Annotated in this window: 15 protein-coding genes; 8 read left to right on the forward strand and 7 right to left on the reverse strand. The window is 68.2% G+C overall.

Translation table 11 applies throughout. From position 1 onward, the window contains the following. The first annotated feature begins 109 nt into the window (after positions 1 to 109). A complete protein-coding gene (gene greA, locus HYG95_RS03795) occupies positions 110 to 601 on the forward strand; it encodes a transcription elongation factor GreA (RefSeq protein WP_067980342.1) in 492 nt (163 codons plus the stop codon). 95 nt (positions 602 to 696) lie between these two features. Here the strand turns inward: greA and HYG95_RS03800 are convergent, their stop codons facing one another. Next, positions 697 to 1839, reverse strand: coding sequence for a cystathionine gamma-synthase (locus HYG95_RS03800; RefSeq protein ID WP_181696617.1), 1143 nt, complete (start codon positions 1837 to 1839; stop codon positions 697 to 699). Positions 1840 to 1938: 99 nt separating this feature from the next. Here HYG95_RS03800 and HYG95_RS03805 point away from each other — a divergent pair, with 99 nt between their 5' ends. Further along, entirely contained in the window at positions 1939 to 3120 is a 1182-nt protein-coding gene (locus HYG95_RS03805; RefSeq protein ID WP_181696618.1) for an acyl-CoA dehydrogenase family protein, read from the forward strand. A gap of 26 nt (positions 3121 to 3146) precedes the next feature. Here HYG95_RS03805 and HYG95_RS03810 read toward each other — a convergent pair whose 3' ends face one another. Then, on the reverse strand, positions 3147 to 3455 hold the full coding sequence (locus HYG95_RS03810) for a hypothetical protein (protein ID WP_181696619.1): 309 nt from the start codon (positions 3453 to 3455) through the stop codon (positions 3147 to 3149). Between the two features lie 161 nt (positions 3456 to 3616). On the opposite strand from HYG95_RS03810, the gene HYG95_RS03815 reads away from it, so the two are divergent. Continuing rightward, positions 3617 to 3964 carry a DUF6401 family natural product biosynthesis protein gene (locus tag HYG95_RS03815; RefSeq protein ID WP_181696620.1) on the forward strand — a complete coding sequence of 116 codons (348 nt, stop codon included), beginning with the start codon at positions 3617 to 3619 and terminating at the stop codon, positions 3962 to 3964. A 58-nt stretch (positions 3965 to 4022) separates the two neighbouring features. Here HYG95_RS03815 and HYG95_RS03820 read toward each other — a convergent pair whose 3' ends face one another. Continuing rightward, entirely contained in the window at positions 4023 to 4892 is an 870-nt protein-coding gene (locus HYG95_RS03820; protein ID WP_225278724.1) for a hypothetical protein, read from the reverse strand. A gap of 200 nt (positions 4893 to 5092) precedes the next feature. Here HYG95_RS03820 and HYG95_RS03825 point away from each other — a divergent pair, with 200 nt between their 5' ends. From HYG95_RS03825 to erm, 3 genes are all read left to right on the forward strand, one after another. After that, positions 5093 to 5734 carry a TetR/AcrR family transcriptional regulator gene (locus tag HYG95_RS03825; protein ID WP_181696622.1) on the forward strand — a complete coding sequence of 214 codons (642 nt, stop codon included), beginning with the start codon at positions 5093 to 5095 and terminating at the stop codon, positions 5732 to 5734. Next, on the forward strand, positions 5731 to 6900 hold the full coding sequence (locus HYG95_RS03830; RefSeq protein ID WP_181696623.1) for an FAD-dependent oxidoreductase: 1170 nt from the start codon (positions 5731 to 5733) through the stop codon (positions 6898 to 6900). Before HYG95_RS03825 ends, HYG95_RS03830 begins: the two co-directional genes overlap by 4 nt. A gap of 233 nt (positions 6901 to 7133) precedes the next feature. Beyond that, on the forward strand, positions 7134 to 7907 hold the full coding sequence (erm, locus tag HYG95_RS03835; RefSeq protein ID WP_370465678.1) for a 23S ribosomal RNA methyltransferase Erm: 774 nt from the start codon (positions 7134 to 7136) through the stop codon (positions 7905 to 7907). A gap of 227 nt (positions 7908 to 8134) precedes the next feature. On the opposite strand, the gene HYG95_RS03840 is transcribed toward erm, so the two are convergent. Next, positions 8135 to 8578, reverse strand: a complete 444-nt coding sequence (locus HYG95_RS03840; protein WP_220139016.1) for an XRE family transcriptional regulator — start codon at positions 8576 to 8578, stop codon at positions 8135 to 8137. Next, positions 8562 to 8885 (reverse strand): hypothetical protein, encoded by a 324-nt coding sequence (locus HYG95_RS03845; RefSeq protein WP_181696626.1) that lies wholly within the window; start codon positions 8883 to 8885, stop codon positions 8562 to 8564. Before HYG95_RS03845 ends, HYG95_RS03840 begins: the two co-directional genes overlap by 17 nt. Positions 8886 to 8941: 56 nt before the next feature. Here HYG95_RS03845 and HYG95_RS25040 point away from each other — a divergent pair, with 56 nt between their 5' ends. Next, positions 8942 to 9178 carry an antitoxin gene (locus HYG95_RS25040; protein WP_181696627.1) on the forward strand — a complete coding sequence of 79 codons (237 nt, stop codon included), beginning with the start codon at positions 8942 to 8944 and terminating at the stop codon, positions 9176 to 9178. A gap of 90 nt (positions 9179 to 9268) precedes the next feature. On the opposite strand, the gene HYG95_RS03855 is transcribed toward HYG95_RS25040, so the two are convergent. After that, entirely contained in the window at positions 9269 to 10651 is a 1383-nt protein-coding gene (locus HYG95_RS03855; RefSeq protein ID WP_181696628.1) for a cystathionine beta-synthase, read from the reverse strand. A 73-nt stretch (positions 10652 to 10724) separates the two neighbouring features. Then, the gene (locus HYG95_RS03860) at positions 10725 to 12128 is read right to left on the reverse strand and encodes an MFS transporter (protein ID WP_181696629.1); all 1404 of its coding nucleotides are present in this window, start codon (positions 12126 to 12128) and stop codon (positions 10725 to 10727) included. A 34-nt stretch (positions 12129 to 12162) separates the two neighbouring features. Between HYG95_RS03860 and HYG95_RS03865 the strand changes: the two genes are divergently transcribed. Next, positions 12163 to 13044, forward strand: a complete 882-nt coding sequence (locus tag HYG95_RS03865; protein ID WP_181696630.1) for an SGNH/GDSL hydrolase family protein — start codon at positions 12163 to 12165, stop codon at positions 13042 to 13044. Positions 13045 to 13059 lie beyond the last annotated feature (15 nt).

Here is a 13059-nt window from a genome sequence, read left to right on the forward strand (position 1 = left end):
CCCAGGATCGCTCCAGCCGTCGGGCTGGTGCATGCCCTCCTACCGGGGGCGTGGCACCGGTTTCAGGGAATCCCGGTGCGCCGGGAACAACTACTAGGGAGTGATCGAGATGACCGAGAATGTGACCTGGCTTACCCAGGAGTCGCACGACAGGCTCAAGAGTGAGTTGGACTCGCTCATTGCCAATCGTCCGGTCATTGCCGCCGAGATCAACGAGCGTCGCGAAGAAGGCGACCTCAAGGAGAACGGTGGCTACCACGCCGCGCGTGAGGAGCAGGGCCAGCAGGAGGCGCGTATCCGCCAGCTGCAGGAGCTGCTCAACAACGCCAAGGTCGGCGTGGCACCCACCAAGTCCGGTGTGGCACTGCCCGGTTCGGTTGTCACCGTCTACTACGACGGCGACGAGAGCGACAAAGAGACCTTCCTCATCGCCACCCGCGAAGAGGGCCTCGGCGCCACCGATCTCGAGACCTACTCGCCGAACTCCCCGCTCGGCGGCGCGCTGATCGACGCCAAGGTGGGCGAGACCCGCGAATACACGCTGCCCAACGGCAACACCATGAAGGTGACCCTGGTCAGCGCGGAGCCCTACCACGGCTGAACACGGCCGCCTCGAGCCCCGTGAAATAGAACCCGAACGCAAGCGGCCGCACCCGGATACCGGATGCGGCCGCTTCGTCATTTCCTGTTCCCCGCTCAGCTCAACGCTTGTTCGATGTCGGCGAGCAGGTCGCTGATGTCCTCGATGCCCACCGAGAGCCGCACCAGATCCGCGGGCACCTCCAGAGCCGAGCCCTCGGTGCTGGCGTGAGTCATGGCGCCCGGGTGCTCGATGAGCGACTCGATGCCGCCCAGCGATTCGGCGAGGGTGAAGATCGTGGTGCGCGAGCAGAACTTCAGCGCCGCCTCCCGGCCGCCGGCCAGGCGAACCGAGATCATGCCGCCGCTGCGGCGCATCTGCTTCTGCGCGACCTCGTAGCCGGGATGCGTCGGCATGCCCGGGTAGATCACCTTCGAGATGGCCGGGTGGTTCGACAGGAACTCCGCGATCACCTCGGCGTTGTCGCAGTGCTTCTCCATCCGCACGGCGAGGGTCTTGATGCCGCGCAGGGTGAGGAAGGCGTCGAACGGGCCGGGCACCGCGCCCGCGCCGTTCTGCAGGAACGCGAAGGCCTTGTCGAGTTCCTGGTCGTTGGTGATGAGCGCGCCGCCGACGACATCGGAGTGACCGCCGAGGTACTTGGTGGTCGAGTGCACGACGATGTCGGCGCCGAGCAGCAGCGGCTGCTGCAGGTACGGGGTGGCGAAGGTGTTGTCGACGACGAGCTTGGCGCCCGCCGCGTGCGCGATGTCGGCCAGCGCGGGGATGTCACCGATGCTCAGCAGCGGGTTGGTCGGCGTCTCGATCCACACCAGTTTGGTGTTGGGGCGGATCGCCGCGCGGACCTCGTCGAGGTTCGCGATGTGGGCGGGCGAGTGCTCGATGCCCCACTGGCTGAACACCTTGTCGATGAGCCGGAAGGTGCCGCCGTAGGCGTCGTCGGGGATGACGATGTGGTCGCCGGGACGGAGCACCGCGCGCAGCGCACAGTCGGTCGCGGCCATACCCGAGGCGAAGGCGCGACCGTAGCTGCCCGATTCGAGGGCGGCGAGGTTGGCTTCCAGTGCCGTGCGGGTCGGATTGCCGGTGCGCGCGTACTCGTATCCCCCACGCATGCCGCCGACGCCGTCCTGGGCGAAGGTGGAGCTCGCGTAGATCGGGACGTTCACCGCACCGGTCTGAGGATCGGGTTCATATCCGGCGTGCACGGCCCTGGTCGAGAATCCCAGCTCACTCATGGACTCAGACTAGATGCCCGGATCCGGCCGTTCGCGCACGGGTATCACGCCTGCACGAAGTGCCCGATTCGGTGGCGGTGCCGCGGTTAAGCTGACGCCATGGTGACCGTGGAAGAGTTGTTCGCGATCGATGCGTTGCTGTCCCCGGAGGAGCGCGAGATCCGGGATACCGTCGCCCGATTCGGCGAGAAACGCCTTCGCCCGCACATCGCGGAGTGGTTCGAGGCGGGCGCCTTCCCCGCCCGCGAGATCGCACCCGAACTCGGCAAGCTCGGGCTGCTCGGCATGCACCTCGAGGGGTACGGCTGCGCCGGCGCGTCGGCCACCGCCTACGGCCTGGCCTGCCAGGAACTCGAGGCCGTGGACTCCGGTGTGCGCAGCATGGTGTCGGTGCAGGGCTCACTGGCCATGACAGCCATCCACTTCTTCGGGTCCGAGGAGCAGAAGCAGCAGTACCTGCCCGCCATGGCCGCCGGTGAGCTGATCGGCTGCTTCGGGCTCACCGAACCCGATTACGGCTCCAACCCCGGCGGCATGCGCACCCGCGCGCGGCGCGACGGTGACGACTGGGTGCTCAACGGGTCGAAGATGTGGATCACCAACGGCTCGGTCGCCGATATCGCCGTGGTGTGGGCCTATGCCGAGGAGCCCGGCGACGACAAACCTCGGGTGCGTGGGTTCCTCGTACCGGCGGGCACCCCTGGATTCACCGCCCGGGAGATCCACCGGAAATTGTCGCTGCGCGCATCCCTCACCGCCGCACTGGATTTCGATGACGTGCGCCTGCCCGCCGACGCGGTGCTTCCCGAATCACGCGGGTTGAGTTCGCCGCTGGCGTGCTTGAGCGAGGCGCGCTTCGGCATCGTCTTCGGTGCGCTCGGCGCCGCCCGCGACTGCCTCGCCGCCGCCGTCGACTACGCCCGCACCCGCGAGGTGTTCGACAAGCCGCTGGCCGACTACCAGCTCACCCAGGCCAAGCTGGCCGATATGGCGCTCGAGCTCGGCAAGGGACAGCTGCTGGCCCTGCACCTCGGCCGGTTGAAGGACCGGCACGAGATCACGAGCGAACAGATCAGCGCGGGCAAGCTCAACAGCACGCGTGAGGCGATCCGCATCGCCCGCGAATGCCGCACGATTCTCGGTGCCAACGGAATCACCCTCGACTACCCGGTGCTGCGGCACGCGAACAACCTGGAGTCGGTGCTGACCTACGAGGGCACGGCCGAGGTGCATCAGCTGGTGCTGGGCAAGGCGCTCACCGACGCGAACGCCTTCCGGTAGCGGATCTGCCGGACTCGACGGCCGGATCAGTCCGTCGAGTCGGCGGTCGCGGGGCGGATCATTCCGCCGGCGAAGACCAGGGTGAGCGTGAGGGCGACCACGGTGAGCACCGTGAGTGCGAGCGGGAGGGTGGCGCTCAGCGGAACCCCGAGGGCGGTGAGCGCGGCGACTCCGCCGCTACCCCAGATGAAAGCCGCGACGAATCGGCCGAGCACCCGGGCATAAGGCCGGTGGCGCAGCAACCCCGTGACACCGGAGCGAGCCGTGTAACCCGCGCCCGCGGCGACGACAGGATTCGCCCACAGCAGCTGAACCGCCGAATCGGTGACGTGCACCGTAGATCCTTTCGCTCGCCGAGCTGGTTTGCCGAAAGTTCTCCCGAATCGGTTATACCCGCCCAGAATCCATCGGGGCGGCGCTTCACGCAAGTCTGTGCACAGGATCGTAAAGTTGCGCCGCGTTCGCCGCTCTATGACGGATTCGCTACCATCTGGTGGTGTTTTCGCTCGGCCCCGCACTGCTCGAAATTTCGGCACGGCGACATCTGCGACAGTTGAACATCGAATACGGCGTCCCCGCGGCCGCCGCCGCGGCGCAGCACCCCGGGGTGCTGGCGCAGCTGGACCAGCACGCCGCCGCCGTCCGCGACATTCTCGAGTACGGGGTCGAGGAGGCGGCGCGGCTTCCGCTCGCCATCCTGCTGGCCGGCTACGTGCGCGGGCTGCTCGATCAGGTCGTCGCCGAGCGGGCCGGGGTGTTCGCCGGAGTGGCACCGCAGACCTGGCACGACGCCGATTGGTTGCAGTACCGGCTGGCCGCCGTCTGCCGGCACGCCGCCGCCTGAAACCGGAATCGGCGCTCCGCCACCGATGCGGTGACGGAACGCCGGCGCCGGTTGGTTCCTACCTCGCGGTTTCCCCGCCCCAGCCGGGCTGCTGGCCCGTCTGCGGGTAGCCACCGGCCTGCGGGCTGCCGCCCGCACCGGGAGTCGCCCATTCCTGCTGGGTCTGCTGGGTGTGCGAACCCGGCACCCGCTGACCCTCACGCGTCACGTCCTCACGACCGCGCTGGTAGGCCTGCGCCTCACCCTTGAGTGCGGGCATCTCCGATTCGATGTTGCCGAGCCAGCTGCTCCAGCGCTGCTCCATGGGACGAACCAGGCCACCGCCCACGCCGACGACGAGAATGCCGCCGATCGTGGCGAGCACGGCGATCAGGATCGGGGTGGTCACCGTGGTGGCGACACCGATCTGGTTCAGGGCAGCGATGATGCCGATCGCCCAGATGAAGACCGAGGCGATCTTGCCGAGCAGCGAACCGTAGGACAGCCCGCCGAGCGCGTTGGTGACCAGCTCGCCGACCGCGTGCGCGACCGCACCCGCGATCACCACGATCACGATCGCCACCGCCGCCTTGGGCAGCCAGGCCACAATGCCGGTGAGCAGGTCACTGACCGGGTTGGGGCCGAACACACCGAAACCGATCTGCAGCGCGATCAGCAGGATCGCGTAGTAGGCCAGCTTGGCCAGCAGATCAGAGGCGTCGTACTTGCTCTTGGCCATCATCTTCTTGATCTGGCCGCGCTCGACCAGCCGGTCGAAACCGACCCGCTCGAGCACCGCGTTCACCACCTTCGCCACTACTTTCGCGATGATCCAGCCGATCAGCAGGATGGCGATGAAGGCAACCAATTTCGGCACGAATTGCGCTACCGAACTCCAAGCGTCATTGAAGCCTTGCTGGAAGTCGATCGCGACGACGGAGTTGTCCACAGCACTTCCTTTCGCTCTTCCCGCCCGATTTGCCGAGAGTGTCATCGGAGGCTTACCCCCCTGAATCGGTCCGAACCAGTCGGTTGCGAGAAAGTTGCCTACTTTCTCGCACGTGGGATGAGCCACACGATTCGCACTTGCGCTCGGACCGGTCACGGCCCAGTCTGTAAGTAAGTGGTTACTTACAGCAGGAGGTGCCGGTGACGCCGTCGACGCGCGAGCGGATCATGACCGAGGCGCTGCGGTTGTTCGGTGAGCAGGGGTTCGCCAAGACCTCGGTGGCTCAGATCGAGCAGGCCGCGGGGTTGTCCAGCGGGGCCGGTGGGCTGTACCGGCACTTCCGGTCCAAGGACCAACTGCTGGTCGAAGCGGTGTCGGCGCGGCTGTCCGAACGCGGAGCGTGGGAACCGCTGCTCGCGCCGAATGCCTCGATCGCGGCGGCCCTCGCGCCGTCGGGCAGCACCGTCGACAAGCTGACAGCGCTGTGCCGGATCGGCTTGGCGCGTATGGACCACGACCGCGACGTGAGCCGGATCCTGATGCGGGACAACTCGATTCCCGAAGGTTTGCTCGAAGTGTTCCGGCAGCAGGAGTACGCGACGGTGATGCGGGTGATCACCGGCGTACTCACCGAATCGGCCGGTTCCACACGGCGCGAACAGGATTGGGAGGCCACTGCCGCCGTGGTCGCCGGGGCAATCGCCCACTACTGGCTCATCCGCGACATCTTCGACGGCGCCCACCCCGCCGATGTCGACCCCGAACGCTATCTGCGAGCAACCGCAGAGATGATCGCCGCTCGGCTCGACCGCGCGGACCACGAGGAACAGGACCGAGGATGAACACACCCATCACAGTCATCGGCGGCGGACTCGCCGGACTCACCGCGGCGATCTCCGCCGCCGAAGCAGGAGCGACCGTTCGCCTCTACGAGGCACATGCCACGCTCGGCGGCCGCGCCCGCGCCATCGCCGGACCGCACGTCGCGCACGACGGGGCACACGTCTTCTATGCCGACGGACCGCATTACGCCTGGCTGAAGAAGCGCGGCTTCGTCACCGGGCTCGGTTGGCCGTCGCCGATCAGCGCCGCGAAGCTCGGCTTCCGTGCAGACGGCAAGCTGCGCCGGGTGCCACCGACAGGGATGCTGCGGGCGCAGTCACGCAAATGGCTGAAGGCACCGGTCGACGTCGACTTCCACACCTGGGCCGCGCAGCGCTGGGGCGAGCACACCGCCACCCAGGTGGCCAACGCGATCAGCGTGCTCACCTACGACGCCGACACCGGCCGCCTCTCCGCCGCCTTCGTCTGGGATCTCTTCCAGCGTGCACTCGGACCCAAGGTTCCGGCGGTGCGGTGGGTGCGTGGCGGCTGGCAGCGCACGGTCGACCGGATGGTCGTGCGCGCGGGCGAACTCGGTGTGGCCGTCGAAACCGGTTCGCGCGTGGACACATTGCCCACCGACGGCCCCGTCATCGTCGCCACCGAACTCGAAGCGGCTCGACGGCTGCTCGGCGACGAAACCCTCCTTGCCACCGGTGGTTTCGCAGCCCTGCTCGACATCGCCGTCACCCGGGACCGGCGCGACCGCAGCATCGTCTTCGACCTGGACGAAGGCGGCTTCCACGAGTCCTACACGATGCAGGACGACTCCATCGCTCCCGCTGGCGAATCCCTCTACCAACTCCAGATGCCCATCCGTCCGGGCGAATCCCGCGACGCCGCCCACCACCGCCTCGAGGCCTTCGCCGACACCACCATCCCGGACTGGCGCTCCCGCAAGACCTTCCACCGCAAGTCCACCGCGAAGAATCGCACCGGGGCCCTCGACCTCCCGGGCACCACATGGCGCGACCGTCCGGCCGTCGACCGGGGCAACGGGGTGTATCTGGCCGGTGACATGGTCGCCGCGCCCGGCATGCGCGGGGAGATCTCCATCAACAGTGCGCTGATCGCCGCCGAGTCGGCGGTCGCGGCCCTGCGCACCCGAACGGTGAGCGGTACGTGAAATTCGCTTGCGAACCGAATAGACCGAGTTCTAGCGTGATCCGCATGTCGTGCACCGTATTCATCCGCATCCGCCACGCCCGGGCTCTGGCCCGCTAGCGGACGCGGATCTCCTCTTCGCGTCCACCGGCGCGCCCAGGGCCCATCGAGACTCTTCCGACTCGATGACCCGAAGGGGCAACTGCCGTGGCGCAGGACCATTCACACAAGAACTATTCACACACCCAGCGCAAGATCGCCACGCGTGGGAGCCACCGTACGTCGCGTGACTCGAACAGAAGGACGCTGTCACAGAACTTCCTGGTGGATCCCCACGCGGTCGAACTACTGATGACCGTCGCCGATCCAGCCGGTACCGTGCTCGAACCCGGTGCGGGCGAAGGCGTCCTCACCCGAGCACTTGCCCGGCACGGGGCCGAGGTCACCGCCTACGAGATAGATCCGCTGCTGGCGGCCAAACTCTCGGCCCAGACCAGAGGCGAACACGGAATCCGGGTGATCCGAGGCGATTTCACCAACGCCAAGGCACCACGCACCGAGTTCGCGGTGGTCGGCAACATCCCGTTCTCGGCCACCGCACGGATCGTGGACTGGTGCCTCAGCGCACCGGCCCTCACCTCGGCGACCCTGCTCACCCAACGCGAGTACGCCCGCAAACACACCGGCGACTACGGAAGATGGAGCCTGACAACCGCCCTGACCTGGCCCTGGTTCGACTGGCAACTACGCGGCCACATCCCCCGCACCAGTTTCCGCCCGATCCCAGCGGTCGACGCCGCCATCCTGCGACTGGACCGCCGCCCGACACCCCTTGTACCCCACCACGACTCCTACATCGAACTGGTCCGCACCGCATACTCCGGAATCGGCGGCTCGGTCCGCACCGCACTGCACACCCGCTACCAGGGAGTGGACACGGCCCTGCACAGCGCAGGCATCGCCCACGACACGGTGGTCGCCTATGTCCACCCGGAGCAGTGGGTGGAACTACACTCCGCGTTGGCTTGACCGGCATCCCGCAGGACTGTCCACAGCGACCGCCCTGCGGGACTTCATCGTCACTCTGATCGCGCCGCCGTTTCGCTTCCTGCTCACCCCAGACGATGTTGCGCAGCACGACGCCGGGCATGCTCGGCGTCCACTCCCGTCGGCTCAGCCATCGCCGCCACACGCCCCGCCTCGATCAACCGATCCCGTTGCGCCCACATCAACCGACCATCCGCGTACCGAGCGGGTCACGCGACCGATCGGTGGCGGTCCGCCACGCGACGAATTCGCACCATCATCGTCGAGGAGGGGACAACCTTGCCGCTCATGTAGGTGGACAGTCGTGAGCCGGAAGTTCCCACGCTGGCGGCGAATTCGGCGCTGGTCAACCCAGAATCGGCGACCGCCCGACGCACTTCGTCGGCAACTTCTCTTCGCTCGTCGGCCTCGGCGCGCTCGCGTGCCCGCTCGAGTAGGCCCTCCATCAACTCGGCGACCCCGTAGGGACGACTGTGCGAAAGGACCTCTTCCAACCGACGCGCGATCCGCCCCCACGGATCGCGACGCAACTCCGCACCGATCCGCCGCCGATCACGAAGGTCGCCACGCTCCAACGCGGTCTGCACCGCCTCGGTCGGCCATTCCGAAACCGGCGCGTCCGGCGAGATATTCAGGTTACGAAACTGGACCATCATCCCCACCTTCCGCGAGCGCTATCGCCACTTCCCTGCACCGATCCCGTACCCGATTCCAATCGTGCCACTTGTGCTCGAGGTTGCGGTACGCGGTCAGCTGCTGAGTGACCGACGAATCAGCGGGTCGTGGATCAGCAAGCTGACGCACCACCTGAGAGGACACGGGCACGCCGTCGATCCGCTGGTCGGCGTAGTACTCAGCGATATGCGCAAGCACCTCGACCGCCTCGGCGGTCCCCATCGCCTCGGTCAGTGCGGCAACATCGAGATAGTCACGGGTTTGGTTCCGTCGCACGATCAGCAAGGCCTTGATACGCAGCGTTTCCGCGACGGTCGGTACACATAACCGGCGCCCGTGGGATGCGCAGGCAAATCACTGTTCGCCTCGACGACGCCACAGTGAGTTACCTCGACCGCACGGTTTCCGCCGGGCTGGCGCCCAGCCGCGCTGCTGTCATCGAGCAGGCCCTGGAACGGGATCGACTGCGGCGGGCGGCCGAACGCGATGCCGAAATCCTGGCAGGCTTGCGGGCAGAGGCCGACAAGGACATGAACGCGCTCGCTACCTACGCGGCAGGCGTAGGCATGGATGATTGACGTCGAGTGAATCGGGACAGCGGGCCGCCAGCTGGCGACACGCACTCCAGCCGGCCGAAGTCTGCGCACGGCCTCACATGCGGTCTGACCTCAGATCGAGCCGGTGCTGAGGAAGCCGAGCAGGTCGTGGCGGGTGATGACGCCGACGGGCTTGCCGTCCTCGACGACCATCAGGGCGTCGGTGTCGGACAGGGCCTTGGTCGCGGTCGAGAGAGGTTCGCCCGAGCCGATCAGGGGGAAGGACGGGCTCATGTGCTGGGCCACCGAGTCGGTGAGCTGGGCGCGGCCCTCGAAGACGGCCGAGAGCAGGTCGCGTTCGGTGACGCTGCCTGCCACCTCGCCCGCCATCACCGGCGGTTCCGCGCCGACGACCGGCATCTGCGAGACACCGTATTCGCGCAGGATCTCGATGGCATCGCGCAGGGTCTCCGACGGGTGGGTGTGCACCAGGTCGGGCAGCTCGCCCGACTTGCCGCGCAGCACGTCACCGACCAGCGGTTCCGGGCCCGACTCGAGCGGGGTGGTGAGGAAGCCGTAGGAGCTCATCCACTTGTCGTTGAAGATCTTCGACAGGTAGCCGCGGCCACCGTCGGGCAGCAGCACCACGACGACGGCGTCGGGGTCGCGCCGGGCCACCTCGATCGCGGCGACCACGGCCATGCCGCACGAGCCGCCGACGAGCAGGCCCTCTTCGCGGGCCAGGCGACGGGTCATCTCGAAGGAGTCGGCGTCGGAGACGGCGATGATCTCGTCGGGCACGGCCGGGTCGTAGGCGGTGGGCCAGAAGTCCTCACCGACACCCTCGACGAGGTAGGGGCGGCCGGTGCCGCCGGAGTACACCGAGCCCTCGGGGTCGGCGCCGATGATCTTCACCTTCCCGCCCGAGACCTCCTTGAGGTAGCGGCCGGTGCCGGTGATGGTGCCGCCGGTGCCCACGCCCGCGACGAAGTGCGTGACCTTGCCTTCGGTGTCGGCCCAGATCTCGGGGCCGGTGGTCTCGTAGTGGCTTTCCGGGCCGCCCGGGTTGGAGTATTGGTTGGGCTTCCAGGCGCCGTCGATCTCGCGGACCAGGCGATCGGAGACGTTGTAGTAGCTGTCGGGGTGCTCCGGCGGCACGGCGGTCGGGCAGACCACGACCTCGGCGCCGTAGGCACGCAGCACGTTGCGCTTGTCCTCGCTCACCTTGTCGGGGCAGACGAACACGCACTTGTAGCCGCGCTGCTGGGCGACCAGGGCAAGGCCGACACCGGTGTTGCCCGAGGTGGGTTCCACAATCGTGCCGCCCGGCTTCAGCAGGCCCTCTTCCTCGGCGGCATCGATCATCTTCACCGCGATGCGGTCCTTGGAGCTGCCGCCCGGGTTGAGGTATTCGATCTTGGCGGCGACCAGGCCCGCGTTCGAGCCGACCACCGAGTTCAGCCGAACCAGTGGGGTGTTGCCGATGAGGTCGACGACATGATCCGCGATGCGCATGAGCTCCATAGTTGCAGAACCTCGCGCGCAGGTCGCGACCTGGTCCGACAGTGTGTGCCAGCACACCGGTCCATCACCCGGCCGCGCGGCGCCCCGACAGGCCGACAGCGGTGACGGCTGCCCCGGCGAGCACCAGTCCCACGCACCACCACAGCGCCCCGCGATAGGCAGCGGTGACGGCGTCGGCGTCGGCGTAGGCTTGCCCGGAAAGCCCGACCAGCAGCGGCAATGCGGCGACCGCGAGCAACCCGGCCGTGCGTGAGACCGCGTTGTTGATGCCGCTGGCGACCCCCGCCCGACCAGCCGGTGCGGCGGCGAGGACGGTGCCGGTCAGCGGGGCGACGAGCATCGAGAGACCGAGGCCCATGGCAAGCATCCCGGGCAGGATGTCGGTGACGAAGCCGGGATCGCGCGGCGCACCCGCCAGCAGCGCCAGCCCACCGGCCAGGATCAATGCGCCGATCACCATCGGCCTGCGTGGCCCGAACCGGGTGGCGACGGCACCGAATCGCGCCGAGAGCAGGAACATCAGCACACTGATCGGCACGCTCGCCGCCCCGGCCGCCAACGGCGACCAGCCGGCGCCGATCTGGAGGAACAGGGCGATGAACACCATCGACCCGGACAGCGCGGCGTAGACGAGCAGCGTCACCACATTGATGAGGGTGAAGACCCGGTCGGCGAACATCTCGGGCGGCACCATCGGGTACCGCGCCCGCCGTTCGACGACGACGAAGGCCGCCGCGGCAACCACACCCGTCACCGCGGCGCCGACCGTCGCGGGGGTGGCGCCGGTATCGGGCCACTTGGTCAGCGCCCAGGTGACCCCGGCCAGCGCCACCGGCGCGAGCGCGATACCGGGGAGGTCGAAGTGCTTGCCGTCGGCGCGCTCGTCGCGGGATTCGGGCGCGCCGCGCAACAGCAGCAGGGTGAGTACGGCCAACGGAAGATTGATCGCGAATGCCCACCGCCACGACAGCCCGACCAGCCAGCCACCGAGCACCGGACCGCCTGCGGTGGCGACGCCGAGCATGCCGGTCCAGGCGCCGATGGCCCGCATCCGGTCGTCACGAACGAACGACGACTCGACCAGCGCCAAGCTGCCCGGGGTCAGCAGCGCGGCGGCGACACCCTGCAGCAGTCGCGCCGCGATCAAGGTCTCGATCGTCGGCGCCAGCGCGCACAGCGCCGAGGTGACCGCGAACGCGGCGACACCCCAGGCGAACATCCGTTTGCGGCCGAACCGGTCGCCGAGCGCGCCACCGACGAGGATCAGCGAGGCGAGTGCGAGGGTGTAGCCGTTGATCACCCATTGCAGCGCGGCCAGGTCGGCGTGCAGTTCGGAGCCGATCCGGGGAAGCGCGACGTTGACGATGGTGCCGTCGAGAAACCCCATCCCCGAGCCGAGCACGGTGGCGGCGAGCAGCCGTCGCCCGGCCGGTTCGCCGAGTCGCAACAGCTCGGGCGCCTTCCCCACTCCCGCACCATAGTCCGCCGTAGAATTTTCGGATGTGAGCGCACCTCGAATCAGCTGGCGCACGGCCGCGGTCACCGGCGCCACGACCGTCCTCGCCGGGTCGGGCGCGGGCACCGTCTCCTGGGCGACCTACCGGTTGCTGATGACCCAGGCGGGCGCCGCACGCGCGGTGATCGGTCGCGACACCTCCAAGCCGCCCGAGGCCGACGGGGTGTACGCCCCCGGTGCGAACCGGCCCGAGCCGTGGCGCAAGAACGTGCCGTTCGACCTGCACCTGATGATCTTCGGCGACTCCACCGCCGCCGGTCTCGGCTGCCTCGGCGCCGCCGATGTGCCGGGTGTGCGTCTGGCCCGCGGGCTGGCCGAGGCCACCGGCATGCGGATCCGGTTGAGCACCAAGGCGATCTCCGGCGCCACCTCCAAGGGCCTGGCCGGACAGGTCGACGCGATGTTCGTCGCGGGCCCGCCGCCGGACGCGGCGGTGATCCTGGTCGGCGCCAACGACATCACCAAGAAGCATTCGATCCGTGCCTCGGCGCGCAGGCTCGCGCAGGCGGTATCGCGGTTGCGCGAGGCCGACGCGCTGGTCGTCGTCGGCACGTGTCCCAACCTCGGCACCGTCACCGCCATCCCGCAGCCCTTGCGCACGGTGGTGGCGAACTGGAGTGTGCGCCTCGGTAAGGCGCAGACGGTCGCGACCACCCTGGCCGGGGGAATCGCGGTGCCGATGGGCTCGCCGCTGGTGGCCTCGGAGTTCCGGGCGGCTCCCGAGATCCTCTTCGCGACCGACGGCTTCCATCCTTCGGCAGCCGGTTACGAACTCGCGGCCGCCCAGTTGTTGCCGGTGCTCGTCTCCGCGGTGCGTGGCCGCCCTGGTCTTCCTGTCGCGCAGAGCGAGACGTACATTCACGAATGAGCGGTATGTACAACA

The organism is Nocardia sp. GTS18, from assembly GCF_013839555.1.
GTDB classification, from domain to species: Bacteria; Actinomycetota; Actinomycetes; order Mycobacteriales; family Mycobacteriaceae; genus Nocardia; species Nocardia rosealba.

Excerpts from the sequence above, each read along its gene's own strand:
- HYG95_RS03805 (WP_181696618.1), top strand. The coding sequence starts at position 1,939 with ATGGTGACCGTGGAAGAGTTGTTCGCGATCGATGCGTTGCTGTCCCCG.
- HYG95_RS03800 (WP_181696617.1), bottom strand. The coding sequence starts at position 1,839 with ATGAGTGAGCTGGGATTCTCGACCAGGGCCGTGCACGCCGGATATGAA.
- HYG95_RS03830 (WP_181696623.1), top strand. The coding sequence starts at position 5,731 with ATGAACACACCCATCACAGTCATCGGCGGCGGACTCGCCGGACTCACC.
- HYG95_RS03840 (WP_220139016.1), bottom strand. The coding sequence starts at position 8,578 with ATGGTCCAGTTTCGTAACCTGAATATCTCGCCGGACGCGCCGGTTTCG.
- HYG95_RS25040 (WP_181696627.1), top strand. The coding sequence starts at position 8,942 with ATGCGCAGGCAAATCACTGTTCGCCTCGACGACGCCACAGTGAGTTAC.
- greA (WP_067980342.1), top strand. The coding sequence starts at position 110 with ATGACCGAGAATGTGACCTGGCTTACCCAGGAGTCGCACGACAGGCTC.
- HYG95_RS03855 (WP_181696628.1), bottom strand. The coding sequence starts at position 10,651 with ATGCGCATCGCGGATCATGTCGTCGACCTCATCGGCAACACCCCACTG.